The sequence below is a fragment of the Enterobacter cloacae complex sp. IR5458 genome, from assembly GCF_049238025.1.
GTDB lineage: Bacteria > Pseudomonadota > Gammaproteobacteria > Enterobacterales > Enterobacteriaceae > Enterobacter > Enterobacter kobei.
The window spans coordinates 98,550-124,697 of the sequence record NZ_JBMKIF010000014.1 but is presented as its reverse complement, the minus strand read 5'-3'; the positions used below and the strand labels follow the sequence as shown (position 1 = coordinate 124,697).

Here is a 26,148-nt window from a genome sequence, read left to right as displayed (position 1 = left end):
CAGGCCGACAAAACCCTCACGCAGCGACTGGTTCAGGTGCTTCAGCTGGTGGATATCCGCGTCCCTGACCACCTGATTGTCGGTGGCAGGCAAATCTATTCGTTCGCAGAACACGGTCTGTTGTGAGGTATGACATGAAAATTATCAGTAAACGCCGGGCAATGACGATATACCGCCAGCATCCTGAGTCCCGGATCTTTCGCTACTGCAGTGGAAAATATCAGTGGCACGGTAGCGTCTGCCATTACACCGGCAGGGATGTGCCGGATATCACAGGAGTCCTCGCGGTATACGCCGAACGCCGCCAGGACCGTAACGGGCCTTATGCCTGCCTAATTAGTATTACCCTGAACTGACAATAAAAGGAGAGCCGCCATGACCCACATCAACTGGGGCCTGCAGCGGGCTATCACGCCGCGCCTGGGAGCCCGTCTGGTGCAGGAGGGTAACCGACTGCACTATCTGGCTGACAGGGCCAGCATCACCGGCAGGTTCAGTGACACCGAATGCCGGAAGCTGGATGAAACATGCCCGCACTTTATCCGCCAGATGGAGTCGATGCTAACCACCGGTGAACTCAGTCCCCAACACGCCCACTGCGTCACCCTGTACCACAACGGTTTCACCTGCGAAGCCGATACTCTTGGCAGTTGCGGCTACGTATACATCGCCATTTACCCCACTCAGAGTTAATTACCTTCACGAGAGTAAACATGAAAACTTTACCTGCAACAACTCAGCGGGCGGCGAAGCCCTGCCTAACACCCGTGGCTGTCTGGCAAATGCTACTGACCCGCCTGCTGAAACAGCACTATGGTCTCACCCTCAACGACACACCGTTCAGTGAGGAACGTGTTATACAGGAACATATCGATGCCGGAATCACGCTGGCTGATGCCGTGAATTTTCTGGTGGAAAAATACGAACTGGTGCGCATCGACAGGAAGGGATTTAACTGGCAGGAACAATCCCCTTATCTCCGGGCTGTAGACATTCTGCGAGCACGGCAGGCAACTGGCTTGTTGCGGCAAAGCCGTAAAAATTCGGTACGGTGAATATTACAGGCAGTGCTACTGGCTTTCATCACTATCCGGGGATGCTGGCAGCGAGATGAAGAGGGCAGGGTAGCAATTCCTTACCTGACCCATTACCTGACCCAAATTGCATCCAAAGAAAAAGGAGTTAGACGATTTCTCATCTAACTCCTTGTTTTATCTGGTGGCCCCTGTTGGGTTTGAACCAACGACCAAGCGATTATGAGTCGCCTGCTCTAACCACTGAGCTAAGGGGCCGTGGCGGTGAATTATAAAGTAACTCTCTACAGCAATCCAGCCATTCACACCTGCCTGCTGTTTTTATAAACAATGCATAATCAATCCTTTATACTTCCCTTACGATGGATTGATCGGGAGTAAAAATGATCAACGATATTCTGGCCCCTGGCCTGCGGGTGGTGTTCTGCGGAATCAACCCGGGTAAGTCCTCGGCGCACACCGGCTTTCACTTCGCCCATCCGGGCAATCGCTTCTGGAAAGTGATCCACCAGGCCGGGTTTACCGATAGATTACTCAGGCCCGAAGAGGAACAGCACCTGCTGGATACGCGCTGCGGCATTACTATGCTTGTTGAGCGCCCGACGGTGCAGGCGAGCGAGGTCAATCTGCATGAGCTCCGCAGCGGCGGACGGGAGTTGGTCAAAAAGATTGAGGACTATCAGCCCGCAGCGCTGGCGATCCTCGGCAAGCAGGCCTACGAGCAGGCGTTCAGCCAGCGCGGCGCTAAATGGGGTAAGCAGAGCATCACCATCGGCGTGACGCAGGTGTGGGTGCTGCCGAACCCGAGCGGGCTCAACAGGGCGACGCTGGATAAGCTGGTAGAGGCGTATCGGGAGCTGGATGAGGCGCTGATGGTGCGGGGGTTGTAATCCTCTGCGGCCTGATGCCCTCACCCTGACCCTCTCCCACAGGGAGAGGGAATAAACAAAAAAAAGCTCCCCGAAGGGAGCTTTTTCACTGTCAGGACAAGTTAGTCGTCCAGGAAGCTACGCAGCACTTCAGAGCGGCTTGGATGACGCAGCTTACGCAGCGCCTTCGCTTCGATCTGACGGATACGTTCGCGGGTCACGTCGAACTGTTTACCCACTTCTTCCAGCGTGTGGTCGGTGTTCATGTCGATACCGAAACGCATACGCAGCACTTTTGCTTCACGGGCGGTCAGGCCGGCCAGAACGTCGTGCGTCGCAGCGCGCAGGCTCTCGGTGGTGGCAGAGTCCAGCGGCAGCTCGAGGGTGGTATCCTCGATGAAATCACCCAGATGCGAATCTTCATCATCACCAATTGGTGTTTCCATGGAGATTGGCTCTTTGGCGATCTTAAGCACTTTACGGATCTTGTCTTCCGGCATCAGCATGCGCTCAGCCAGCTCTTCCGGCGTTGGCTCACGGCCCATCTCCTGCAGCATCTGGCGGGAGATACGGTTGAGCTTGTTGATGGTCTCAATCATATGCACCGGAATACGGATGGTGCGCGCCTGATCCGCGATAGAGCGGGTGATAGCCTGACGGATCCACCAGGTAGCGTAGGTGGAGAACTTGTAACCACGACGGTATTCGAACTTATCTACCGCTTTCATCAGACCGATGTTGCCTTCCTGGATCAGATCCAGGAACTGCAGGCCACGGTTGGTGTATTTCTTGGCGATAGAGATAACCAGACGCAAGTTCGCCTCGACCATCTCTTTCTTCGCACGGCGGGCTTTCGCTTCACCGATAGACATACGACGGTTGATGTCCTTGACCTGCTCGATGGTCAGGCCGGTCTCTTCTTCAATCTGATGCAGCTTCTGCAGACCACGATAGACATCGTCCTTCACGTCGTGCAGTTTTTCAGACCACGGCTTGTTCATCGCGATAGCGGCGTTGAACCAGGTTTCGCTGGTTTCGTTGCCGGTGAAGAGGGTGATGAAGTTCTTCTTCGGCATTTTGCACTGCTCAACGCACAGCTTCATGATGATGCGTTCCTGGGTGCGTACGCGATCCATCATCACGCGCATGCTGTTTACCAGGTAGTCGAACTGTTTTGGCACCAGGCGGAACTGTTTGAATACTTCAGACAGTTTCAGGATCTCTTCCTGCGCGGCGGCATGGCTGCGGCCTTTCGCTTTGATGGTGTCACGCGTGACTTCGTACTGGGTACGCAGCTCGGCAAACTTCTCACGCGCCAGTTCCGGGTCGATGCTGTTGTCATCGTCCGCGCTGTCGTCGTCTTCTTCCTCATCTTCGTCTTCGTCGTCATCCATCTCTTCCTGAGACAGTTCGGAACCAACGTGAGTCGCGGTAGGCGCCAGATCTTCTTCCGCGTTCGGGTCAACAAAACCGGTGATCAGGTCAGACAGGCGCGCTTCTTCCGCTTCAACGCGATCGTACTGCTCCAGCAGATAGGTGATCGCTTCAGGGTATTCGGCAACAGAACACTGAACCTGGTTGATCCCGTCTTCGATGCGTTTTGCGATGTCAATTTCGCCTTCGCGGGTCAACAGTTCAACGGTACCCATTTCACGCATGTACATGCGGACCGGGTCAGTGGTACGCCCGATTTCAGATTCAACGCTGGACAGTACCTGTGCGGCAGCTTCTTCCGCATCTTCGTCGGTATTGTTGGAGGTTTCAGCCAGCAACAGATCATCGGCATCCGGTGCTTCTTCCATCACCTGAATGCCCATGTCATTGATCATTTGGATGATGTCTTCGATCTGATCTGAATCGACGATATCTTCCGGCAGATGGTCATTGACCTCGGCATAGGTCAGATAGCCTTGCTCCTTACCGCGTTGGACAAGAAGTTTCAGCTGTGACTGCGGGTTTTGCTCCATAAGACGGTATCCACACTTAATTCGTTTGATTGGTGTCGGCGATGGGGCTGCCAACCTTTAAAGCGAGGGCGTACTTATATTTTTGCCGCTGCCTCTCAGTGCGGCTGCCGGGGGCTTCCCGATCGATATTCGGCACTTAAGCCGTTAAATTTTTTATTTCTTCGCCAGTTCCTGGTTAATCATCCAGAGCTCCCGGCGTTCTTCGCTGCTTAAGCCGTGCGTGCGCTCGCGAGCTATCAACTCTTCCTGGCGCAACTCAAGCATCGAATCAAACATATGGTTGAGCGAGTCGGTGAACGTTTTTTCTGCAATGTCCTTATCTGCTATATCGTCCCACATCGACAATTTTTCAAGGGTAGCGGCCTCTTTTGTGCCGCGATAATGTTCTAAAAGTTGTCCGGTGGTCAGACCTGGCTGAGACAAACACGTGTCGACCAGTTCTGAAAATAAGCCAAGTCCGGGCAATTTTTCGTGGTTCAAACCCGCCAGTGATGGCACTTGCGGCGCAAGTTCGGGGTTTTGTACCAGTAACCCTATCAGTATACGCATGGTTGTGCGTTTTAGCTGAGGCGCGGGGCGAACCGTGCCGTTTTCAGCCTGTTTAGGCATTAAACGTTCAAGCTGGCTGTCATCCAGAATGCCGAGCTTGTTGCCTAACTCCTGACGCAGATAGATACGCAGCGTTTCGCCGGGCACCTGGCTGATTAACGGCAGCGCCAGCGTACTGAGCTGCGCGCGCCCGTCAGGGGTACTTAAATCCACCTGCGGCATCAGGCTGTTAAACAGAAACGTGGAGAGCGGCTGAGCCTGATCCATCCGCGCTTCAAACGCCGCTTTGCCCTCTTTACGCACCAGCGTATCCGGATCTTCGCCATCCGGCAGGAACATAAAGCGTAGCTGACGCCCGTCGGTCATATACGGTAGCGCCGTTTCCAGCGCACGCCAGGCGGCATCGCGTCCTGCGCGGTCACCGTCGTAACAGCAAATCACGTTGTTGGTGACGCGAAACAGCAGCTGGATATGGTCTGCCGTCGTGGACGTTCCTAATGACGCCACCGCGTAGTTAATGTCGTACTGCGCCAGCGCGACAACGTCCATATAGCCTTCGACGACCAGAAGACGCGGAGGTTCCGCGTTATCCTGCTGCGCCTCATAAAGACCGTAAAGCTGGCGGCCCTTATGGAAAATATCGGTTTCCGGGGAGTTGAGGTATTTCGGCAGGGCATCACCCAGCACGCGACCACCAAAACCAATCACCCGGCCACGCTTATCGCGGATCGGGAACATCACCCGTTCACGGAAGCGGTCGTAGCTTCGTCCCTGGTCGTTGGTGACCAGCATGCCTGCGTCGATGAGAGACTTACGATCTTCGCTATTGCCGCCAAAACGTTTTAACACGTTGTCCCAGCCGGGCGGGGCGTAACCAATAGCGAAACGCGCAATCACATCGTCGCTCAGTCCGCGCTTTGTCAGGTATTGACGCGCAGGCTCAGCCGCAGAGTGCTTAAGAGACTGTTGGTAAAACGAATTCAGGCCATCCATCAGTTGATACAGCGTTTGCCGTTGATGGCGCTCGATCTGACTTGGCCCACTGCCTGCTTCATACGGCACTTCAAGGTTATGCATCGCCGCCAGCTCTTCGACGGTTTCAACGAACTCGAGCTTGTCGTAGTTCATCAAAAAATCGACGGCATTACCGTGTGCGCCACAGCCAAAGCAATGGTAGAACTGCTTTTCACCGTTAACGGTGAAAGAGGGGGTTTTTTCGTTATGGAACGGACAGCACGCATGGTAGTTCTTGCCCTGCTTTTTCAGCTTTACCCGCGCGTCGATGAGATCGACGATGTCGGTTCTGGCAAGCAGATCGTTGATGAAAACGCGTGGGATTCTTCCGGCCATATGCCCCAAAAATTTAAGCGACTTATAAACGAAAACAAGCCGCGCATTCCTTCCGGAAGCACGGCCTTACGACTACTACTCTGTCTGTCAATTGAGGGCTGAGGCCCTCAAGCGATTAGTACAGACGAGTACGGCGTGCGTTTTCGCGAGCCAGTTTCTTCGCGTGACGTTTCACAGCGGAAGCTTTAGCGCGCTTACGTTCGGTCGTTGGTTTTTCATAAAACTCACGACGACGAACTTCAGCCAGAACACCTGCTTTCTCGCATGAACGTTTGAAGCGACGCAGTGCTACGTCGAACGGCTCGTTTTCACGTACTTTAATTACCGGCATGTAACTCTCACCTTTAATAAATTCGGTTTGCCGCTGGCATCAACGCCAGCTTATTTCAAAATGGTGCGGAATTTTACTGCAAATGCTGCTGCTTTGTAAAGCACCGATGCGATTTTGAAAGGGACTTTAATAAGGATGAGGAGTATACACGAGCCTTCTTCCTGGGGCGAACAAAGTTTTACATCACCCCGCCCAGGCTCTACACTGCGCGGTAGTGAAACGAGGTAAAACAAGTCATGCGTGTACTGGGTATTGAAACGTCCTGCGATGAAACCGGCATCGCCATTTACGACGACGAAAAAGGCCTTCTGGCCAACCAACTGTATAGTCAGGTGAAATTGCACGCTGACTACGGCGGCGTCGTGCCGGAACTGGCCTCTCGTGACCACGTGCGTAAAACGGTTCCCCTGATTCAGGCGGCGCTGAAAGAGGCCGGGTTACGTTCAACTGATATTGATGCCGTGGCCTATACCGCGGGTCCGGGTCTGGTGGGCGCGCTGCTGGTTGGCGCGACGGTAGGCCGTTCGCTGGCGTTCGCGTGGGACGTGCCGGCCATTCCGGTTCACCATATGGAAGGTCACCTTCTGGCGCCGATGCTGGAAGAGAATCCGCCTGAGTTCCCATTTGTTGCGCTGCTGGTTTCCGGCGGTCATACGCAGCTGATTAGCGTAACGGGCATTGGCAAATACGCGCTGTTGGGCGAGTCGATCGACGACGCCGCCGGTGAAGCGTTCGACAAAACCGCCAAGCTGCTGGGGCTGGATTATCCTGGCGGCCCGATGCTCTCGAAAATGGCGTCGCAGGGAACGGAAGGGCGCTTTGTCTTCCCGCGTCCGATGACCGACCGTCCAGGGCTGGACTTCAGCTTCTCCGGGCTGAAAACTTTCGCGGCGAATACGATTCGTAATAACGACGACAGCGAACAGACCCGTGCCGATATCGCCCGCGCGTTCGAAGATGCGGTGGTCGATACGCTGATGATCAAGTGCAAGCGCGCGCTGGATCAGACCGGCTTTAAGCGTCTGGTGATGGCGGGCGGCGTCAGCGCCAACCGCACGCTGCGCGCGAAGCTGGCTGAGATGATGCAAAAGCGTCGCGGGGAAGTGTTTTATGCCCGTCCAGAGTTCTGTACCGATAACGGCGCGATGATCGCTTACGCCGGGATGGTGCGTCTTAACGCGGGGGCAACGTCTGACCTGAGCGTGTCCGTGCGTCCGCGCTGGCCGCTGGCGGAACTGCCTGAGGCGTGAGTTTTTTGCCCGGTGGCGCTGCGCTTACTGGGCCTACAAAAACCGTAGGCCGGGTCAGGCGAAGCCGCCACCCGGCGATAAACCGCATTACACCCGCAACATCCCTTTTTCTTCCAGAAACGCAATAATCGTCGCCAGACCGTCACCCGCTTTCAGATTGGTAAACGTCCACGGACGTTCGCCACGCATGCGGTTGGTATCGCGCGCCATCACGTCGAGCGACGCACCCACGTAGGGCGCGAGATCGGTTTTGTTGATCACCAGAAAGTCAGATTTGGTGATCCCCGGCCCGCCCTTACGCGGGATTTTTTCCCCTTCGGCCACGTCTATCACGTAGATAGTGAGATCCGCCAGTTCCGGGCTGAACGTCGCGCTCAGGTTATCCCCGCCGCTTTCGACGAAGATCAGGTCCAGATTGCCGAATTTCTCGCTTAACGCTTCCACCGCCGCCAGGTTCATCGAGGCATCTTCGCGGATGGCGGTATGCGGGCAGCCGCCGGTCTCCACGCCAACAATGCGCTCTGGCTCCAGTGCGCCCGCCTCGGTCAGGATGCGCTGATCCTCTTTGGTGTAGATATCGTTAGTGACTACCGCAAGATGATATGTATCGCGCATTGCCTTGCAGAGCGCTTCCAGCAGGGCGGTTTTACCCGACCCTACCGGGCCGCCGACGCCGACGCGCAGGGGATGTTTGTAATCAGCCATGTTGACTCCTCAGGAACGGAATAGTCGTGAATATTGTGTTTCGTGGCGCGCGGAGGCGATGGCAGACAGCGGCGTGGCTGCGCCAAGCGCGTCGTCGTCACGTAAAAATGCCTCTTCGAACCCGGCGGCGAAGTGATCGCTCAGGTCGATAATCAACTGCTGCGCCGCCTGCTGCCCAAACGGCACCAGCTTAACGCCCGCCATCACCGCGCTCTCAATCCAGCTGTAGCCGAGACTGAGCGCCAGTTCGCGCGCGCCAATCCTCCAGCGCACGCCGAGCCATGCCATGCCGCAGAGCTGGCTCTGCATACACAGTGTCAGCCATTCAGTCGGGCAGTCAGGCTCCCAGCTTTTAATCAGGCGCGTAAAGGCCGCGCCACGGTTGCGCTCCTCATCGCGCAGCTCGCGCGTTTCCCGGCAGGCGAGCAGGTATGCCGTCCAGCGTTTTGCCGCCACCCAATCCTGTTGTTCGCAGGCGAGATACAGGCGAGTAAAGAGCGGCAGATCGACGCAGTAAAAGCTCTGCTCCATCTGCTGGATTTGCCAGCGTTTAAAGGCGTCGGCATCCGTGACCCAGCCTGCCTCTACCGCCCACTCCAGCCCCTGCGACCAGGTAAACGACCCAACCGGCAGGCTACTGCTGGAGAGCTGCATCAGGCGCAGCCACTGGCGGGCGTGCTCCATCAGCTCATCAACGCCAGCAGGGCAGAGACAATCAACCCACCGCCGAACGTTTTACGCAGGCCGTCATGACGGCGCAGCAGTAAACCTGCCGCGAAGCTGGCGCACAGCACCGTGGCGCTGGCGAACATAAACCCGCTGGTGAAAAGCCAGAAGCTGTGGCCGGACATCTCCACACCGTGTGCCCAGCCGTGGAACATCGCCAGAGCAGGTACCGCCAGCAGCAGACGGTTTTCAGTTTTAAACATCATCACGCCGCAGACCGCCAGCGAGGCGATAATCAGCATCTCCATGCCGCTAAATCCGCCGAGCAGACTGCCTGCAACAGCGCCAACGAGCATCATCCCGAGAGTGGCAAACGGCAGCAGGAGTTTGCGGCCACTCAGCGCCGAGAGCACGCCCGCGCCGGTAAGCATCAGCAGGTGATCGAGCCCGGTCAGGGGATGGAAAAAACCGGCCTGGAAGCTGTCGGCACCATGGCCTGGATGGGCGAGCGCCGGAACGGAAAAGGCCAGCAGTAACAGGGGGAGGAGCTTGCGCATAATTAATCCTTAATGTGAATGAGCGTGAGAGTGGCTATGGCTGTGGGCATCGCTGGCATAGGCGCCCGCTTCCGGTTCAAACGGCAGGGAGTCGAAGGTCACCTCCAGCCCGAACGGGCGCAGCATGTCGTCGAGAACGTGATCGTGGTGATAGCGCAGTTCGCCGGGCATGATCTGCAGCGGCACGTGGCGGTTGCCCAGGTGGTAGCAGGCGCGGGCGAGCAGGAACGGGTCGGCGCAGCGCACCACGGAGACCGACTCTGCCGCTGCGATCACTTCGATGACCTCACTACCGTCGTCTGTCGTCAGCAGGTCGCCCCCGCGCAGCTGCAGGCCGCGCGGCAACATCAGCCCGGCGTCGCGGCCGTCGTTCAGCGCCACGCGGGCGCGGCTTTTCACCCGCACGTCAATCGGCAGCGTGACGCTGGCGGTAATCGGGTGCGCGTGGTCCAGGCGTTGGGTTAAATAGATCATCATCACTCCTCAGAACAGGAAATAGCGTTGCGCCATCGGCAGAACGTCGGCCGGTTCGCTGGTTATCAGTTCACCGTCGACGCGCACCTCGTAGGTTTGCGAATCGACGGTAATATTGGGCAATAAACCGTTGTGGATCATGTCGGTCTTCTTCACCGTCCGGCAGCCTTTCACCACCGCCGTGGCGCTTTGCAGATTGAGCTGCTGCGGGACGTCGTTCGCGCTGGCGGCCTGGGAGATAAACGTCAGCCGGGTGGCGTGGCGCGCGGCACCCAGCGCGCCAAACATCGGGCGGTAATGCACCGGCTGCGGCGTGGGGATCGAGGCGTTAATATCGCCCATCGGCGCGCAGGCGATCATTCCGCCTTTGACGATGGTGGCAGGTTTGACGCCGAAGAACGCCGGTGACCAGACCACCAGATCCGCCAGCTTGCCCGCCTCAATGGAACCGACCTCATGGGCGATGCCGTGGGTCAGCGCCGGGTTGATGGTGTACTTGGCGACATAGCGCTTCACGCGGAAGTTGTCGTTATCGCCGGTCTCTTCCGGCAGGGCGCCGCGCTGGACCTTCATGCGGTGCGCAACCTGCCAGGTACGGATAATCACTTCTCCCACGCGGCCCATGGCCTGTGAATCTGACGAAGTGAGCGAGAACGCGCCGATATCGTGCAGCACGTCTTCAGCGGCGATGGTCTCCCGGCGAATGCGCGACTCGGCAAACGCCACGTCCTCGGCAATATCCGGGTCGAGGTGGTGGCAGACCATCAGCATGTCGAGATGCTCGTCGATGGTGTTCACCGTGTAGGGCAGCGTCGGGTTGGTGGAGGAGGGCAGAATATTCGGATGCGCGCAGGCGGTGATAATATCCGGCGCATGGCCGCCGCCCGCGCCTTCGGTATGGAAGGTGTGGATGGTGCGCCCACCAATCGCGGTCAGCGTGTCCTCGACAAACCCGGACTCGTTCAGCGTGTCGCTGTGCAGCGCCACCTGAATATCCATCTCTTCGGCAACCTCCAGCGAGCAGTTGATCGCCGCGGGCGTTGCGCCCCAGTCTTCGTGGATCTTCAGCCCAATGGCGCCAGCCGCGACCTGCTCGCGCAGGGCGTCCGGGTTAGATCCATTACCTTTGCCGAGGAGGCCGATATTCACTGGTAGCGTATCGGCTGCCTGCAGCATACGCGCGATGTACCACGGCCCTGGCGTGCAGGTGGTGGCGTTGGTGCCCGCCGCAGGGCCGGTGCCGCCGCCGATCATGGTGGTCACGCCGGAAACCAGCGCCTCTTCCGCCTGCTGCGGGCAGATCCAGTGAATATGGGTGTCGATCCCGCCCGCGGTCACGATCTTCCCTTCGGCGGCAATCACTTCCGTTGCGGCGCCGATTGGGATCGTCACGCCGGGCTGAATATCCGGGTTACCGGCTTTACCGACGGCAAAGATCCGCCCGTTTTTGACGCCGATATCGGCTTTCACGATCCCCCAGTGATCGATGATCAACGCGTTGGTGAGCACCAGATCCACGCAGTCGTCGGCGGTCATCTGCCCCTGGCCCATACCGTCGCGGATCACCTTTCCGCCGCCGAATTTGACCTCTTCACCGTAGACCGTGAGATCGTCTTCCACTTCGATCCATAGCTCGCTGTCGGCCAGCCGCACTTTATCGCCGGTGGTGGGGCCGAACATATCGGCATACGCCCGGCGTGAAATGTCAGCCATTTTTCACCTCCCCCATCACCTCGCCGCGAAACCCGAAAATACGCTGCGCGCCCGTCACCTGTACCAGCGTGACTTCCCGCTTCTGGCCGGGCTCGAAACGCACGGCGGTGCCTGCCGGAATATTCAGCCGGTAGCCTCTGGTGGCTTCCCGGTCGAACTTCAGCGCCGGGTTGACCTCGTAAAAGTGATAGTGCGATCCGACCTGTATCGGCCTGTCGCCGTGGTTTTCAACAATCACTTGTTGGGTTTCACGCCCGACGTTGAGGGTAACCGTGCCGGGCTGGATCTGGTATTCGCCAGGGATCATGACGTGCTCCTTAGACGATCGGATTGTGGACGGTGACGAGCTTGGAGCCGTCCGGGAAGGTGGCCTCCACCTGAATATCCGGGATCATCTCCGGTACGCCCTCCATTACCTGGTCGCGCGTCAGTACGTGACGACCCGCTTCCATCAGCGAGGCGACGGTTTCGCCATCGCGCGCGCCTTCCATAATAAAGGCGCTGATCAGCGCGACCGATTCCGGATAATTGAGCTTAACCCCGCGCGCAAGGCGGCGTTCGGCAACCAGCGCGGCGGTGAACAGCAACAGCTTGTCTTTTTCTCTGGGGGTCAGTTCCATAACGTTTCTCTTATGTCTGCCAGATACGCGGCGAACAGGCATTTTTAGGGGTGAGAAGCGGGCGAAGCGACTGCCAGATGTCGCGCATCACCCGCTGGCATATCAGGTTATCGTGGGAGAGGAAACGCACCGACAGCAGATCGTCGGTAAGCGTTGCACCTGCATAATTTCCCAGCGGTGCGAGGCGCTCGCGGACCGTATCAAGATGCGTTTCCCCGGCCGGATAGAACAGCAGCGTTCCGAGCCACGGATGTCCGGCAACGGGCGCAAGATCGCCGTCGCTCAGGTGCTGGCGCTCAATCAGGCGCGGTTCATCGTCCACCCAGACCTCAAGGCGGCTCTCCAGCGTGCCGTGGCTGAAGGTTTCACCGATTACCGGGCGACCCAGGCAATACAACTCCCACGCCAGCAGCGTGCTGGAGGCCTTCAGGTGGAAGACGGAGCGCAGTGCGGCATTGGCACCGGGAAAGAGGATGGTATCCTGCGGCAGCCACTCCAGCGTGGATCCATCATCGAGATAAAAGTGTTGATTCAGACAGGCCTGCGGGCCGCTGCTGCGATAGAACTTACTGGCGCCGGGCATGGTGATAAGCGCGTGGCTTTTGGCGTCCAGCCGAACGGAAATGTCCAGCGTATCGCCGCCCACAATGCCGCCGGGCGGATGCAGTAAATAGAGGTGACAGGTTTCCCCTTCGGGATAAAACGGGCGTTGAACGGTGAGCGGCCCGACGTGGTGGGCGGCATGCAGGAGGGTTTTCTCAGGGGTGTGACAAAACAGCAGGGCAAGCGATGCCTGCCAGCCTTTATACGTATTATCAGTGACCTGAGCTGCTAACATGCTGCATCCATTTCCACACCATCGGGATACGTTTCAGTATGCCCTGGCGGAAATGAAGGCTGTCATATGAGTCGCTTATGGATACGTTTTCTGCTGCCGGCGTTGCGCGTTTTACTCCGGATCTTTTTTCTTTCGCTTGAGCTTCGTCCAGATTTTGGTCTCCTGACGACGCCACAGACGCTGAATATTATCGTGATGACGCAGCAGGATCAGGCAGGAGAGCATTGACACCGGGAAGGTGAACTGGGGTTTGAACCACCAGACGTAAAACGGGGCAATGAGCGCGCTGACGATGGCGCCGAGCGAGGAATAACCGCTCAGCAAGATGGTGAGCAGCCAGGTGCCCGCCATTACGCCGGTAAGATCCCAGCCGATAGGGGCGATAGCGCCAAAGGCGGTTGCAACGCCTTTACCACCTTTAAAACCGAAGAAAACGGGCCAGATGTGGCCGACGCAGGCCGCAATCGCAATGAGCCCCAGCCAGAACGGCGTAACGCCCAGCGCATAAGCGCCCCAGACGGGTAGCATCCCTTTCAGAACATCAAAAATCAAAACCGCTACGGCTGCTCCCTTGCCGCCAATTCTAAGTACGTTGGTCGCTCCCGGATTCCCGGAACCACTTTCACGCGGGTCAGGTAACCCGGCAATGCGGCAGACCAGAATGGCGCTGGAGATTGAGCCGCAAAGATAGGCGAGGAGGATCATTCCAGGCGCGATTGCACTCATAACGCTGTTCCGTTTTGAAAATGTATCTGTATTCTCAGCATCTGTGGATAATACGCATAATTCGCCGGAAGTGGTATCCGGTTTAGCCAAAAAGCAGGCAGGTCGTGATGGATATTGTATTTATAGAGCAACTTTCGGTAATCACCACAATTGGTGTTTACGACTGGGAACAGACCATCGAGCAGAAGTTAGTGTTCGATATCGAAATGGGCTGGGACAACCGCAAGTCAGCAAAAAGCGATGATGTGAATGACTGTCTGAGCTACGCCGACATCAGTGAAACGGTCATCGGCCATGTGGAAGGACAGCGTTTTGCGCTGGTGGAACGTGTGGCGGAAGAGGTGGCGGAACTGCTGCTGACCAAATTCAACTCACCGTGGGTGCGCATCAAGCTGAGCAAGCCGGGAGCGGTAGCGCGTGCGGCCAATGTGGGCGTGATTATCGAGCGTGGCACAAATCTGAAAGGCAAGATTTAACGTCATAATTGCTAAACCATTTTAGGTTATATCGGTCTTATAGCTGTATCTTTCACGGGAGCCGTTGGGGCGACCGTTTTTTTATATCTTTTTAGGGGTTTATAGATGAGCGATATGCACTCGCTGCTGGTGGCGGCAATACTGGGTGTGGTCGAAGGATTGACGGAGTTTTTGCCAGTTTCCAGTACGGGCCATATGATTATCGTTGGCCATCTGCTGGGCTTTGAAGGCGATACCGCAAAGACGTTTGAAGTCGTCATTCAGCTCGGTTCTATTCTGGCGGTGGTCGTGATGTTCTGGCGTCGCCTGTTTGGCCTGATCGGCATCCACTTTGGCCGTCTGCCGCAGCGTGAAGGCGAAGGCTCGGGGCGCCTGACGCTCATTCATATTCTGCTCGGGATGATCCCCGCAGTGGTGCTGGGCCTGGTTTTCCACGATGCCATCAAATCGCTGTTTAACCCTATTAACGTGATGTACGCGCTGGTGGTCGGTGGCTTCCTGCTGATTGCTGCCGAAGTGCTGAAGCCTAAAACCCCGCGTGCGGAAGGGCTGGACGATATGACGTATCGTCAGGCATTTATCATTGGTTGCTTCCAGTGTCTGGCGCTGTGGCCGGGCTTCTCCCGTTCTGGGGCAACGATTTCCGGCGGGATGTTGATGGGCGTGAGCCGTTACGCGGCGTCGGAGTTCTCGTTCCTGCTGGCGGTGCCAATGATGATGGGCGCCACCGCGCTGGATCTCTACAAAAGCATTGGCTTCCTGACCACGGGTGACATTCCGATGTTTGCCGTGGGCTTTATCACCGCCTTTATCGTGGCGCTGATTGCCATCAAAACCTTCCTGCAGCTGATTAAGCGTATCTCGTTCATTCCGTTCGCGATCTACCGCTTTATTGTCGCGGCTGCCGTTTACGTGGTCTTCTTCTGATGACCCACTGCCCTCAGTCTTTCGGCTGAGGGCAACGTTTTTCCTTCCACGCCGTTACGGCCTCAATTCGCCGTTTCGTCAGCTCTTCACGAATTTCCGGGCCTTTAAATCCTGCCTCGACAACGTCTTTCGTCGGCACCGCTTTTGCCACAATCCACGCTTCGCGCAGCAGTCGCCCCTGAGGGTAATCGGATGCTTCAAACCCGGTGCGGCCGCGAACGTCGGCTTCGCTGGTGAGTGCGATCTGCTCCACGCGCTGCGGCTTGCGCCAGGCGTCGATATTATCGAACAGCTTCACGATAGTGGCGGGTTTCAGGATCGGGAAGGTGTGGATCAGGTCGTGGAATTCCGCGACCAGTTTTGCCAGGTCACGGATCTCATTCGGCACGCGCAGGCGCTGGCAAAGCCCTTCTACCAGCTTTACGCCTGCCGGGCCGTGACCATGATGCCGTGGCCAAAATTCTTTCGGCGTTAAGCCTTTGCCGAGATCGTGGCAGAGGGTGGAAAAACGCACGTCTACTTCAGGACTGAGCATGGCCGCCATGCTCAGCGTCATCAGCGTGTGCACGCCGGTATCAATTTCCGGATGCCATTTTGCCGGCGCGGGTACGCCAAACAGCGCGTCGATTTCAGGGAACAGCACCTTCAGTGCGCCGCAGTCACGCAGGACCTGGAAAAAGACCTGTGGGTTGCGGGTGGTCAGGGCATTTTCCGTCTCTTTCCAGACGCGCTCCGGCGTCAGGTGTTCTAATTCGCCCGCCTCGGTCATGGCCGTCATCAGCGCCATCGTCTCATCCGCAATGCGGAAGCTCAGATGGGCGTAACGCGCGGCAAAGCGCGCCACGCGCAGAACGCGGAGCGGATCTTCAGAAAATGCCGGGGAGACGTGACGTAAAAGACGGTTGCGCAGGTCATCCTGCCCGCCGTAGGCATCTATGATATGGCCGTTTTCGTCCTGTGCCAGGGCGTTAATGGTGAGATCGCGGCGCAGCAAATCCTGCTCCAGCGTCACATCCGGCGCGGCGTAGCAGGTGAAACCCGTATAGCCGGAGCCGGATTTCCGTTCGGTACGCGCCAGAGCGTACTCTTCGCGGCTTTTCGGATGAAGAAACACGGGAAAATCGCGGCCTACCTGCTGGTAGCCCGCGTCGAGCATCTCTTCCGGGGTGGCGCCAACGACAACCCAGTCTTTATCTTTGACCGGCAGACCTAACAACGCATCACGTACCGCACCACCGACCAGATAACTCTTCACGCCCAACTCTCCCGTTTTCTCTTTTCCAGAATGATACGTAAGTCTGGCAGAGAAGACGAATTAGTTCATCCAGCGGTCTTTACGCTTGCGGCTTGGGATAAGATGCGGCAGGACCAGACCCAGCACCAGACCCACGCCCAGCACGCCGCCGCCATACATAAACCACTGCATGATGATGGTGCGCTGCTTGTCATCAAGCTGCAGATTCGCGGCGTTTACCTTTTTCTGCGCGACGATCAGCTCGTTTTTGAGTTTTTGATTCTCTTCTTTCAGACCGTTAATCACGCTGTCGCTCTGTGCCACTTTCTGCTGCATCTCTGCGGTGCGCTGGTTCCAGGTACCGTCGATGTTGTTCAGCTTGTCGGTCAGGGTCTTCACCTGGTTTTCCAGATCCGGAACGCGCGTGCGCAGGCTTGGTACGGTGCTCAGCTCTTTCAGCGGGATCCAGGAAGTACGACCGGTACTGTCGCGAACCTGACCATAGTTGGTGTCCGCGTTGGTCTGTAACAGGGTGACTTCCTCGCCGGCATTCACCGTGCCCACGAGGCGATAATTATCTCCGGGGCCACTGCGTACCCAGGTGTTCAGTTCGTCAGAAACGTAACGCTTCTCTTCAGCGTGCACTGCGGTTGCGGCGCTAAAAGCGAGTAAAGTAAGTCCAATCAGGCGTAATTTAAGCATCATTAGTCGTTATTTTCATAAATAGTGGAACGATAGTAGTGGCAACAGTGTCTCTACGCAAAGCATTCGTCAGCAATCAGAATCATCTGTGTCACGACTCTACACATTTACGCCCGTCAAATTGCTCATTGCATGGCAATTTGGCGCAAAATACTATGTACTGACAAACAAATGGCGAGGAAGTTCGCCCTCATTGACGCGTCTGTGACGCCCGCAAAAGTACAAGGCTATGGCTCAGGAAATCGAATTAAAATTTATCGTCGAAAAAGACAGCGTTGACGCGCTCCGCCAGCATCTGCATACGCTCTCCGGCGAGCACCATGAACCCGTACAGTTGCTCAACATCTACTACGAAACGCCGGACAACTGGCTGCGTAGCCACGATATGGGGCTGCGCATCCGCGGCGCAAACGGGCGCTACGAGATGACGATGAAAATCGCCGGCCGCGTGGTCGGCGGTTTGCACCAGCGCCCGGAATACAATATCGACATCAGTAAGCCAGAACTTGAGCTGGATCGTTTCCCGGCGGAGGTCTGGCCGGAAGGTGAACGGCCTGCCACGCTGGCAGAGCAGGTACAGCCGCTGTTCCGCACCGATTTTTGCCGTGAGAAATGGCTGGTGACGGAAGGTAAGAGCCGCATTGAAATCGCGCTGGATTTAGGCGAAGTGAAGGCGGGTGAGTGCCAGGAGCCTATTTGCGAGCTGGAGCTGGAACTGCTGGAAGGGGATGCCAGCGACGTGCTGAAACTGGCGCGCAAGCTGGTGAGCCAGCCGGGTTTACGTCAGGGCAGCCTGAGTAAAGCGGCGCGCGGTTACCATTTGGCGGCCGGGAATGCGCCACGCCTGCTGAAAGAGACCCCGATTCTGCGTGTTGTTCCGAAGGCCAGCATTGAACAGGGCATGGAAGCGGCGCTGGAGCTGGCCCTCTCTCAATGGCAGTACCATGAGGAACTCTGGGCGCGTAACGTGAAAAATGCCAGCAAACAGGTGCTGGCCGCCATTGGGCTGGTGCGTCATGCCCTGGCACTGTTTGGCGGTATCGTACCGCGTAAAGCAAGTGCTCACTTACGTGACCTGCTGACCCAAACTGAAACACTGATGCATTCCGATGTCTCCGCGCAAACGGTGATCTACAGCCCGCAAAACGCCGCGGCAAAACTGGCGCTGACCGAGTTTCTGGTGACGCGCGGCTGGCGCAGCTTCCTGGATGCAAAAGCGCAGACCAAAATCGCGGATAATTTTAAACGCTTCGCGGATATCCATCTATCCCGTCACGCTGCCGAGCTGAGAACGACCTTTGCACATCCGCTGGGTGACCAGTACGGCGATCAGCTTCCCCGTCTGGCGCGTAATATCGACAGCATGTTGCTGCTGTCGGGGGCGTATGAGGGCGTGAAGGCGCAGGCCTGGCTGGAAAACTGGCAGGGGCTCAAGCATGCCATTGAAACCCGTCAGCAGATTGAGATCGAGCATTTCCGCAACGAGGCCATTTCGCAGGATCCGTACTGGCTGCACAGCGGAAAACGTTAATTCTGGCAAGGAACCCCTGATATGCCGCTTTCTTCGCAGTTACAGCAGCACTGGCAGACCGTTTGCGAACGTCTGCCCGAGTCTTTACCGGCGTCATCGTTAAGCGAGCAGGCCAAAAGCGTGCTCACGTTCAGTGATTTTGTTCAGGAAAGTGTGAGTGCCAACCCGGACTGGCTGGCAGAGCTGGAGAGCGCACCGCCGCAGGCGAACGAGTGGCGGCAGTATGCCAGCTGGCTGCAAGCCGCGCTGGCAGATGTGGCTGATGAAGCGACGCTGATGCGCGTTCTGCGTCAGTTCCGTCGCCGGGTGATGGTACGCATTGCCTGGGCGCAGTCGCTGGCGCTGGTGAGCGAAGAGAGTACGTTGCAGCAGTTGAGCGAGCTGGCGCAAACGCTGATCGTCGCCGCGCGAGACTGGCTCTACGCCGCCTGCTGTAAAGAGTGGGGCACGCCGTGCAGTGAAGAAGGGGTTCCGCAGCCGCTGTTGATTCTGGGGATGGGGAAGCTGGGCGGTTGCGAGCTGAACTTTTCCTCAGATATCGACCTGATTTTTGCCTGGCCGGAAAACGGCTCGACGCGCGGCGGGCGCCGCGAGCTGGACAACGCCCAGTTCTTTACCCGCCTCGGCCAGCGTCTGATCAAGGCACTGGACCAGCCGACGCAGGACGGCTTTGTCTACCGCGTGGACATGCGCCTGCGCCCGTTTGGCGACAGCGGTCCACTGGTGCTGAGCTTTGCCGCGCTGGAGGATTATTACCAGGAGCAGGGGCGCGACTGGGAGCGTTACGCAATGGTCAAAGCGCGGATCATGGGCGACAGCGACGACGCTTATGCTAACGAACTTCGCGCCATGCTGCGCCCGTTCGTTTTCCGCCGCTACATTGATTTCAGCGTGATCCAGTCCCTGCGTAATATGAAAGGGATGATTGCCCGCGAGGTCCGCCGCCGTGGGCTGAAGGACAATATTAAGCTCGGCGCGGGCGGCATTCGTGAAATTGAATTTATCGTTCAGGTCTTCCAGCTCATTCGCGGCGGGCGAGAGCCGTCGCTGCAGTCGCGCTCGCTCCTGCCGACGCTGAGCGCCATTGAGCAACTGCACCTGCTGCCGGACGGCGACGCGCAAACCCTGCGCGAAGCCTATCTTTTCCTGCGCCGTCTGGAAAATTTGCTGCAAAGCATCAATGACGAGCAGACGCAGACATTGCCGGGCGATGAGCTGAACCGGGCGCGTCTGGCCTGGGGCATGGGTGTGGACGACTGGGCGGCACTGACCGAAACGCTGGACGCACACATGGCAGGCGTGCGCCGCATCTTTAACGATCTGATTGGCGACGATGAAAGTGAATCCCCGGATGATGCGCTCTCCGAGCACTGGCGCGAGCTGTGGCAGGATGCGCTCCAGGAAGATGACACCACGCCGGTGCTGACGCACTTAAGCGATGATGCCCGCCATCGTGTGGTGGCCTTAATTGCCGATTTCCGTCTCGAACTGAACAAACGCGCCATCGGGCCGCGCGGTCGTCAGGTGCTGGATCATCTGATGCCGCATCTGCTGAGCGAGGTCTGCTCGCGAGAAGACGCGCCGGTGCCGCTGTCGCGCATGATGCCGCTGCTGAGCGGGATTATCACGCGTACCACCTATCTTGAGTTACTGAGCGAGTTTCCGGGCGCGCTGAAGCACCTGATAACGCTCTGCGCCGCGTCGCCGATGGTGGCGAACAAGCTGGCGCGTTACCCGCTGCTGCTGGACGAACTGCTCGACCCGAACACGCTCTATCAGCCGACGGCGACGGATGCGTATCGTGACGAGCTGCGCCAGTATTTGCTGCGCGTGCCTGAAGAGGACGAAGAGCAACAGCTGGAGGCGCTGCGCCAGTTTAAACAGGCACAGATGCTGCGCGTGGCGGCGGCCGATATTGCCGGAACGCTGCCGGTGATGAAAGTGAGCGATCACTTAACCTGGCTTGCGGAAGCGATTATTGACGCGGTTGTCCATCAGGCGTGGGGGCAGATGGTAGCCCGCTACGGTCAGCCAAAACATCTGGCCGATCGAGAAGGGCGCGGCTTCGCGGTGGTGGGTTACGGCAAGCTCGGCGGCTGGGAGCTGGGATACAGTTCCGATCTGGATTTGATCTTCCTGCATGATTGCCCGGTGGACGTGATGACCGACGGCGAGCGCGAAATCGACGGGCGTCAGTTCTATCTGCGCCTGGCCCAGCGCATTATGCACCTGTTCAGCACCCGCACTTCGTCCGGCATTCTGTATGAAGTAGATGCGCGCCTGCGCCCGTCCGGCGCGGCGGGCATGCTGGTGACCTCAACGGAATCCTTCGCCGATTATCAGAAAAACGAAGCCTGGACGTGGGAGCATCAGGCGCTGGTGCGCGCCCGCGTGGTCTATGGCGATCCGCAGCTGCACGCGCAGTTCGATGCGATTCGCAGGGCGGTCATGACCACCCCGCGCGAGGGCAGTACGTTGCAGACCGAGGTGCGCGAGATGCGCGAGAAAATGCGCGCGCATTTGGGCAATAAGCATCGCGATCGCTTTGATATTAAAGCCGACGAGGGTGGTATTACCGATATTGAATTTATCACTCAGTATCTGGTGCTGCTGCACGCACACGATAAGCCGAAGCTGACGCGCTGGTCGGATAACGTGCGCATTCTGGAACTGCTGGCGCAAAACGACATTATGGACGAGCAAGAGGCGCAGGCCTTAACCCGCGCCTACACCACGCTGCGCGATGAACTTCATCACCTGGCGTTGCAGGAGCAGCCGGGACATGTCGCGCTGGACTGTTTTGCCGCAGAGCGCGCCCAGGTGACGGCAAGCTGGCAGAAATGGCTGGTGGAGCCGTGCGTAACAAATCAAGTGTGATATTATCGCGCGCAAATTGTGAATCTTTTCTGGAGTCAGGAATGAAAGTAACACTGCCAGAGTTTGAACGTGCTGGAGTAATGGTTGTCGGGGATGTGATGCTGGATCGCTACTGGTATGGGCCAACCAGCCGTATCTCTCCGGAAGCGCCGGTACCGGTGGTTAAGGTCGACACCATTGAAGAGCGTCCCGGCGGCGCGGCAAACGTGGCGATGAACATTGCCTCCCTGGGCGCACAGTCGCGTCTGGTTGGCCTGACCGGCATCGACGATGCGGCGCGTGCGCTGAGCAAGTCGCTGGCGGACGTGAACGTGAAGTGCGACTTCGTTTCTGTTCCGACCCACCCAACGATTACCAAGCTGCGCGTGCTGTCGCGCAACCAGCAGCTGATCCGCCTCGACTTTGAAGAAGGGTTTGAAGGCGTTGATCCTGAGCCGCTGCACGAGCGCATTAACCAGGCGCTGGGTAATATCGGTGCGCTGGTGCTTTCCGACTACGCGAAAGGTGCGCTGGCGAGCGTGCAGACGATGATTCAGCTGGCGCGTAAGGCTAACGTGCCGGTGCTGATTGACCCGAAAGGCACCGATTTTGAGCGCTATCGCGGCGCGACGCTGCTGACGCCAAACCTCTCTGAGTTCGAAGCGGTGGCGGGCAAGTGCAAAACCGAAGAAGAACTGGTTGAACGCGGCATGAAGATCATTGCTGACTTCGAGCTGTCTGCGCTGCTGGTGACCCGCTCCGAGCAGGGGATGACGCTGCTGCAGCCGGGCAAAGCGCCGCTACATATGCCAACCCAGGCGCAGGAAGTGTACGACGTGACCGGTGCCGGTGATACGGTGATCGGCGTGCTGGCGGCGACGCTGGCAGCGGGTAACTCCCTGGAAGAGGCCTGCTACTTCGCGAACGCTGCGGCGGGTGTGGTCGTCGGCAAACTCGGGACCTCAACCGTTTCCCCTATCGAGCTGGAAAACGCGGTGCGCGGGCGTGCCGACACCGGTTTTGGCGTCATGACCGAAGACGAGCTGAAAGTGGCTGTTGCCGCTGCGCGTAAACGCGGCGAGAAAGTGGTGATGACCAACGGCGTGTTCGACATTCTTCATGCGGGTCACGTCTCTTATCTGGCGAATGCGCGCAAGCTGGGCGATCGTCTGATTGTGGCGGTCAACAGCGATGCGTCGACCAAACGTCTGAAAGGCGAAACACGTCCGGTGAACCCGCTGGAGCAGCGCATGATTGTGCTCGGCGCGCTGGAAGCGGTGGACTGGGTGGTGTCGTTTGAAGAAGATACCCCGCAGCGCCTGATTGCTGGCATTCTGCCGGACCTGCTGGTCAAAGGCGGTGATTACAAGCCGGAGCAAATCGCAGGTAGCGAAGAGGTCTGGGCCAACGGTGGTGAAGTGATGGTGCTCAACTTTGAGGACGGATGTTCAACCACCAACATCATCAGGAAGATCCAGAAAGACAGTCAGTAAAAAAACGGGCCAGTTGGCCCGTTTTTTTCATGTCGCGTGGCGGCTGCGCCGGGATCATGTAGGCCCGGTAAGCGAAGCGCCACCGGGCACAACAGGCCGCACTTATGCCTGATCATCCACCGGTGGAATCGCCGGTGCCGGCTTCACTTCTTCCGGTGCATGACGGTTTTCCAGCTCGCTCAGACGCTGTTCCAGCAGCGCCAGCTTCTCGCGGGTGCGCAGCAGAACCTGCGTCTGCACGTCGAACTCTTCGCGGCTAACTAAATCAAGGCGAACCAACTGCGCCTGCAGCGTCTGGCGGATTTTCTTCTCAACGTCATCACCAAATTCACGAATGCCTTTTGGCATGGATTCATGAACCTGACGCGCAATTTGCTCAATTTTCTTTGGGTCAATCATTGTCGTTTCCCTTGATGGAAAGGTGTCAGTGTCCATTGTAGCGCGTCATGCCCGGGGTAAACAAAATTGTTTGATGCTTATGCATTGCCCAGCATAATCAATAGCGTTATAGTTATCTCGCTTATTCTCAGGGCGGGGCGAAATTCCCCACCGGCGGTAAATCAGCTTCACGCTGAAAGCCCGCGAGCGCTTTGGGTGACTACTCAAAGGTCAGCAGATCCGGTGTAATTCCGGGGCCGACGGTTAGAGTCCGGATGGGAGAGAGTAACGATCCAGTCGGGCATGGGCCCGCTCACGTTATCTTTTTGCCGCTTGTTCGGCGCTCCTAAGACTGCCCTGATTCTGGTAACCATAATGTTAATGAGGTTTTTTTACCATGAATCAGACGCTACTTTCCTCTTTTGGCACTTCAATTCAACGTGTTGAACATGCACTGGATGCACTGCGCGAAGGCCGCGGTGTGATGGTGCTTGACGATGAAAACCGTGAAAACGAAGGCGACATGATTTTCGCTGCCGAAAACATGACCGTTGAGCAGATGGCGCTGACCATCCGTCACGGTAGCGGCATCGTATGCCTGTGTATCAACGAAGAACGCCGCCAGCAGCTTGATCTGCCAATGATGGTTGAAAACAACACCAGCGCCTTCGGGACCGGTTTTACCGTGACCATTGAAGCTGCACATGGCGTAACCACTGGTGTGTCGGCGGCTGACCGTTTGACCACCGTGCGTGCAGCCATTGCGGATGGGGCGAAACCCTCCGATCTGCACCGTCCTGGCCACGTCTTCCCGCTGCGTGCGCAGCCGGGCGGCGTGCTGACCCGCGGTGGTCATACCGAAGCAACTATCGATCTGGTGACCCTAGCAGGCTTTAAACCTGCTGGCGTGCTGTGTGAATTGACCAACGATGATGGCACCATGGCGCGCGCGCCGGAGTGCATTACCTTTGCGCGTCTGCACAACATGCCGGTAGTCACGATTGAAGATCTGGTGGAGTACCGCCAGGCGCACGAGCGCAAAGCCAGCTGAAACCGCTGATGTGAAAAAGCCGGGGAAACCCGGCTTTTTTGTGGCTAGTGGTAGTTAATTTTAAACAGCACCACCGTTTCGAACGGACCTGATTGAATGGCTTTTCCCGCGTCGGGGGAGAGCTCCGCGGTATAGGTTTGTTCATAGTTCAACGTACTCCCGGTGAAATCCGCATACTCTTCGTAGTGGTTGAAGGTATAAGGCTGCGTTCCATTGAGGATACGTAGCTTTAAGCCATTTCCAATCAACAGGGCAGTGTCGTTTTCGGAGAGCGACTCCGTCGTGTAAAACGATGAGTCCATTTTAAAGCCATCTGAACACTGGGCGTCCTGCACTTTCGTGGTTTTAACCGTAAAGGTGCGGTTGCGCGTTTGCTGATTCACGATGTCGCGAGCACTGAAGGTACCGAAATCAATCTCCTGGTTCTCAGGATAAATACTGAAGGTTGCGCCGCAGTCGAGGACGGTAATGTTTTCTAACCCGTTAATGTGGTACTTGAGGTTTTTTGCATCGGCCATCTGGTTAACCCCGCCTTTTCCGTCAAACTGCACCACGACGTAGTCCCCCAGCGAACTTTTGTAGCCGTGCGGCGGAACGGCCTTAATACGAACGTAAAGGCGCAGTCGGGCAATGAACGTGCGCGTGGTGTGAATATCATTGGCATTGCCTGAGCATAGTCGGTTCTCCCACCCCATTTGCTTAATTTGTTCCGGGGTGTACATGGTGATGTTGTTATTATCAAGGCACTGGCGGGTATCTACGCCGTTTGGCTGCCCCGTCGCGTCATAATCCATGCCTTCATAGGTGACCCCCAGCTCGTAGTAAGGGTCGGAAGCGGCTGGATAGGGGTTGACCCAGGCATAGACGTCCTCTTTTTCGAAGCTGCCGGCCACATCGTGGTTACAGGTGACCGGGATTTTAATGTCGTCAGATTCCCAGATCTTTTGCCCCACCTGTGCATTGCTGGGGATAGCAAACGGACTGATCGTTTTTGTCTCTTCCACCGGGCCGCCCTGAGCGCCCAGATAGCAATCGAGCGCCAGCGCGGCTTTTAAGGGCAGCAGCGCCAGCAGCATCGCGATCAAAACATTAGTGAGCTTTCGCATCGCTTGTGGCCTTCGCATCCTTAAGTTGGCAGATCGACGTCCCCTGACAGGTCGCGTCAAGCTTTCGCAGTGCGCCGTAATCGTCGATATAACCAATGCTGTAATAGCTGCCGTGATAGCCACCGGTGGTGACAGAGGCGCTGGCAAAGGGTGCCAGCATCAGGCTGTCAAAGCCGGGCAGCATGGTTTTACCATTTTTGCTTAGCCAGGCGAGGGTGAGGTAATAAGGTGTAGGGTTATGAATTGTCAGCCCTTTTGCCGTTGCCGTCACCTCCATGCGCATTTCAGAACGATCGCCTGCTTTTTTCACGATAGCCTTCGGGCGCCAGAACAGCTTGATACGGCTCTGCATGGCGACCTGCATGACGCTGCGATCATCGTCGAGGCTGTCGCTTTTTGGTGGCACTTCGCGCAGGTTGAAGTAGAAGAGCGATTCCCGATCTTTTGGCAGCGCGTTGGTGGCCGCCTGCTTCACGATCCTGACCTGGGATGACGATCCGGGTTCAATGCGCTGGATCGGAGGAAGCGCCATAAAGTGGCTGTCTTCCTTACGACCGTTTTCGTCTTCGATCCAGGAGAGCGCAAGATAGGGGAGCGTTTTGCTCTGGTTATCGACCTTCAGGCTGCTGGCCTTGTCGGTTTCGGGAAAGACGATGCGGGTACGATCCAGATTGATGGCCGCCTGGGTGGCGAATGCTGTACCGATCAACATCAGGCACAGGCTTTTCAGTGGAGTGAGTTTCAT

The 26,148-nt window shown here is 57.3% G+C and carries 29 protein-coding genes, 1 tRNA gene and 1 riboswitch; of the genes, 12 read left to right on the top strand and 18 right to left on the bottom strand.

What is annotated here, in order from left to right; genetic code table 11:
* The 4 genes from ACOTYN_RS13595 to ACOTYN_RS13580 form a co-directional block, all read left to right on the top strand.
* Positions 1–126 (top strand): JAB domain-containing protein (locus ACOTYN_RS13595; RefSeq protein WP_072220141.1); only part of this gene is annotated, 126 nt, incomplete at its 5' end.
* A gap of 8 nt (positions 127–134) precedes the next feature.
* Positions 135–356: a DUF987 domain-containing protein gene (locus ACOTYN_RS13590; protein WP_100126894.1), complete on the top strand. Its 222-nt coding sequence runs from the start codon at positions 135–137 to the stop codon at positions 354–356.
* A 19-nt stretch (positions 357–375) separates the two neighbouring features.
* Positions 376–693 carry a type IV toxin-antitoxin system YeeU family antitoxin gene (locus tag ACOTYN_RS13585; protein WP_006812013.1) on the top strand — a complete coding sequence of 106 codons (318 nt, stop codon included), beginning with the start codon at positions 376–378 and terminating at the stop codon, positions 691–693.
* A 20-nt stretch (positions 694–713) separates the two neighbouring features.
* The gene (locus ACOTYN_RS13580) at positions 714–1,055 is read left to right on the top strand and encodes a TA system toxin CbtA family protein (protein ID WP_100126895.1); all 342 of its coding nucleotides are present in this window, start codon (positions 714–716) and stop codon (positions 1,053–1,055) included.
* 161 nt (positions 1,056–1,216) lie between these two features.
* Here the strand turns inward: ACOTYN_RS13580 and ACOTYN_RS13575 are convergent.
* Positions 1,217–1,292, bottom strand: a tRNA-Ile gene (locus tag ACOTYN_RS13575).
* 125 nt (positions 1,293–1,417) lie between these two features.
* Here ACOTYN_RS13575 and mug point away from each other — a divergent pair.
* Positions 1,418–1,924, top strand: a complete 507-nt coding sequence (mug, locus tag ACOTYN_RS13570) for a G/U mismatch-specific DNA glycosylase (RefSeq protein WP_014885286.1) — start codon at positions 1,418–1,420, stop codon at positions 1,922–1,924.
* A gap of 101 nt (positions 1,925–2,025) precedes the next feature.
* On the opposite strand, the gene rpoD is transcribed toward mug, so the two are convergent.
* From rpoD to rpsU, 3 genes are all read right to left on the bottom strand, one after another.
* Positions 2,026–3,870 carry an RNA polymerase sigma factor RpoD gene (rpoD, locus tag ACOTYN_RS13565; protein WP_014885285.1) on the bottom strand — a complete coding sequence of 615 codons (1,845 nt, stop codon included), beginning with the start codon at positions 3,868–3,870 and terminating at the stop codon, positions 2,026–2,028.
* Between the two features lie 153 nt (positions 3,871–4,023).
* Positions 4,024–5,769, bottom strand: coding sequence for a DNA primase (dnaG, locus tag ACOTYN_RS13560; protein ID WP_071922886.1), 1,746 nt, complete (start codon positions 5,767–5,769; stop codon positions 4,024–4,026).
* A 115-nt stretch (positions 5,770–5,884) separates the two neighbouring features.
* Positions 5,885–6,100 carry a 30S ribosomal protein S21 gene (rpsU, locus tag ACOTYN_RS13555; RefSeq protein ID WP_001144069.1) on the bottom strand — a complete coding sequence of 72 codons (216 nt, stop codon included), beginning with the start codon at positions 6,098–6,100 and terminating at the stop codon, positions 5,885–5,887.
* Positions 6,101–6,336: 236 nt separating this feature from the next.
* Between rpsU and tsaD the strand changes: the two genes are divergently transcribed.
* A complete protein-coding gene (gene tsaD / locus ACOTYN_RS13550) occupies positions 6,337–7,350 on the top strand; it encodes a tRNA (adenosine(37)-N6)-threonylcarbamoyltransferase complex transferase subunit TsaD (RefSeq protein WP_014885283.1) in 1,014 nt (337 codons plus the stop codon).
* An 87-nt stretch (positions 7,351–7,437) separates the two neighbouring features.
* On the opposite strand, the gene ureG is transcribed toward tsaD, so the two are convergent.
* The 9 genes from ureG to plsY form a co-directional block, all read right to left on the bottom strand.
* Positions 7,438–8,055, bottom strand: coding sequence for an urease accessory protein UreG (ureG, locus tag ACOTYN_RS13545; protein ID WP_014885282.1), 618 nt, complete (start codon positions 8,053–8,055; stop codon positions 7,438–7,440).
* Positions 8,056–8,064: 9 nt separating this feature from the next.
* Positions 8,065–8,739, bottom strand: coding sequence for an urease accessory protein UreF (locus tag ACOTYN_RS13540; protein WP_071922887.1), 675 nt, complete (start codon positions 8,737–8,739; stop codon positions 8,065–8,067).
* A complete protein-coding gene (locus ACOTYN_RS13535) occupies positions 8,739–9,278 on the bottom strand; it encodes a HupE/UreJ family protein (protein WP_014885280.1) in 540 nt (179 codons plus the stop codon). Before ACOTYN_RS13535 ends, ACOTYN_RS13540 begins: the two co-directional genes overlap by 1 nt.
* A 9-nt stretch (positions 9,279–9,287) precedes the next feature.
* Positions 9,288–9,752: an urease accessory protein UreE gene (gene ureE, locus ACOTYN_RS13530; RefSeq protein WP_332958054.1), complete on the bottom strand. Its 465-nt coding sequence runs from the start codon at positions 9,750–9,752 to the stop codon at positions 9,288–9,290.
* Positions 9,753–9,761: 9 nt separating this feature from the next.
* A complete protein-coding gene (gene ureC / locus ACOTYN_RS13525; RefSeq protein WP_071922888.1) occupies positions 9,762–11,465 on the bottom strand; it encodes an urease subunit alpha in 1,704 nt (567 codons plus the stop codon).
* On the bottom strand, positions 11,458–11,772 hold the full coding sequence (locus ACOTYN_RS13520) for an urease subunit beta (protein ID WP_063614105.1): 315 nt from the start codon (positions 11,770–11,772) through the stop codon (positions 11,458–11,460). Before ACOTYN_RS13520 ends, ureC begins: the two co-directional genes overlap by 8 nt.
* Before the next feature lie 10 nt (positions 11,773–11,782).
* The gene (locus ACOTYN_RS13515; protein WP_003862556.1) at positions 11,783–12,085 is read right to left on the bottom strand and encodes an urease subunit gamma; all 303 of its coding nucleotides are present in this window, start codon (positions 12,083–12,085) and stop codon (positions 11,783–11,785) included.
* A 10-nt stretch (positions 12,086–12,095) separates the two neighbouring features.
* Positions 12,096–12,923: an urease accessory protein UreD gene (locus ACOTYN_RS13510; protein WP_023338794.1), complete on the bottom strand. Its 828-nt coding sequence runs from the start codon at positions 12,921–12,923 to the stop codon at positions 12,096–12,098.
* A 111-nt stretch (positions 12,924–13,034) separates the two neighbouring features.
* Positions 13,035–13,649 (bottom strand): glycerol-3-phosphate 1-O-acyltransferase PlsY, encoded by a 615-nt coding sequence (gene plsY, locus ACOTYN_RS13505; protein ID WP_014833311.1) that lies wholly within the window; start codon positions 13,647–13,649, stop codon positions 13,035–13,037.
* Between the two features lie 107 nt (positions 13,650–13,756).
* Between plsY and folB the strand changes: the two genes are divergently transcribed.
* Together folB and bacA are read left to right on the top strand one after the other, a co-directional pair.
* Positions 13,757–14,125: a bifunctional dihydroneopterin aldolase/7,8-dihydroneopterin epimerase gene (gene folB, locus ACOTYN_RS13500; RefSeq protein WP_014885275.1), complete on the top strand. Its 369-nt coding sequence runs from the start codon at positions 13,757–13,759 to the stop codon at positions 14,123–14,125.
* A 105-nt stretch (positions 14,126–14,230) separates the two neighbouring features.
* Positions 14,231–15,052 carry an undecaprenyl-diphosphate phosphatase gene (bacA, locus tag ACOTYN_RS13495; RefSeq protein ID WP_023337815.1) on the top strand — a complete coding sequence of 274 codons (822 nt, stop codon included), beginning with the start codon at positions 14,231–14,233 and terminating at the stop codon, positions 15,050–15,052.
* Positions 15,053–15,065: 13 nt separating this feature from the next.
* Here the strand turns inward: bacA and ACOTYN_RS13490 are convergent, their stop codons facing one another.
* Together ACOTYN_RS13490 and ACOTYN_RS13485 are read right to left on the bottom strand one after the other, a co-directional pair.
* Complete coding sequence (locus ACOTYN_RS13490) at positions 15,066–16,307, bottom strand: multifunctional CCA addition/repair protein (protein WP_014885273.1); 1,242 nt, start codon at positions 16,305–16,307, stop codon at positions 15,066–15,068.
* Between the two features lie 60 nt (positions 16,308–16,367).
* Positions 16,368–16,988 carry a TIGR04211 family SH3 domain-containing protein gene (locus ACOTYN_RS13485; protein ID WP_014885272.1) on the bottom strand — a complete coding sequence of 207 codons (621 nt, stop codon included), beginning with the start codon at positions 16,986–16,988 and terminating at the stop codon, positions 16,368–16,370.
* A 229-nt stretch (positions 16,989–17,217) separates the two neighbouring features.
* On the opposite strand from ACOTYN_RS13485, the gene ACOTYN_RS13480 reads away from it, so the two are divergent.
* The 3 genes from ACOTYN_RS13480 to hldE are packed head-to-tail and all read left to right on the top strand — an operon-like array spanning position 17,218 to position 22,868.
* The gene (locus ACOTYN_RS13480; RefSeq protein ID WP_332958049.1) at positions 17,218–18,519 is read left to right on the top strand and encodes an inorganic triphosphatase; all 1,302 of its coding nucleotides are present in this window, start codon (positions 17,218–17,220) and stop codon (positions 18,517–18,519) included.
* A gap of 21 nt (positions 18,520–18,540) precedes the next feature.
* Positions 18,541–21,396, top strand: a complete 2,856-nt coding sequence (glnE, locus tag ACOTYN_RS13475; protein ID WP_248217353.1) for a bifunctional [glutamate--ammonia ligase]-adenylyl-L-tyrosine phosphorylase/[glutamate--ammonia-ligase] adenylyltransferase — start codon at positions 18,541–18,543, stop codon at positions 21,394–21,396.
* 41 nt (positions 21,397–21,437) lie between these two features.
* Entirely contained in the window at positions 21,438–22,868 is a 1,431-nt protein-coding gene (hldE, locus tag ACOTYN_RS13470; protein WP_023337812.1) for a bifunctional D-glycero-beta-D-manno-heptose-7-phosphate kinase/D-glycero-beta-D-manno-heptose 1-phosphate adenylyltransferase HldE, read from the top strand.
* 102 nt (positions 22,869–22,970) lie between these two features.
* Here hldE and ubiK read toward each other — a convergent pair whose 3' ends face one another.
* Positions 22,971–23,267 (bottom strand): ubiquinone biosynthesis accessory factor UbiK, encoded by a 297-nt coding sequence (gene ubiK / locus ACOTYN_RS13465; RefSeq protein ID WP_014885268.1) that lies wholly within the window; start codon positions 23,265–23,267, stop codon positions 22,971–22,973.
* Between the two features lie 119 nt (positions 23,268–23,386).
* A riboswitch (FMN riboswitch) is annotated at positions 23,387–23,537 on the top strand.
* 106 nt (positions 23,538–23,643) lie between these two features.
* Here ubiK and ribB point away from each other — a divergent pair.
* The gene (ribB, locus tag ACOTYN_RS13460; protein ID WP_014885267.1) at positions 23,644–24,297 is read left to right on the top strand and encodes a 3,4-dihydroxy-2-butanone-4-phosphate synthase; all 654 of its coding nucleotides are present in this window, start codon (positions 23,644–23,646) and stop codon (positions 24,295–24,297) included.
* A 44-nt stretch (positions 24,298–24,341) separates the two neighbouring features.
* Here the strand turns inward: ribB and ACOTYN_RS13455 are convergent, their stop codons facing one another.
* Positions 24,342–25,403: a type 1 fimbrial protein gene (locus ACOTYN_RS13455; protein ID WP_014885266.1), complete on the bottom strand. Its 1,062-nt coding sequence runs from the start codon at positions 25,401–25,403 to the stop codon at positions 24,342–24,344.
* The gene (locus tag ACOTYN_RS13450) at positions 25,387–26,148 is read right to left on the bottom strand and encodes a fimbrial biogenesis chaperone (RefSeq protein ID WP_032645305.1); all 762 of its coding nucleotides are present in this window, start codon (positions 26,146–26,148) and stop codon (positions 25,387–25,389) included. Before ACOTYN_RS13450 ends, ACOTYN_RS13455 begins: the two co-directional genes overlap by 17 nt.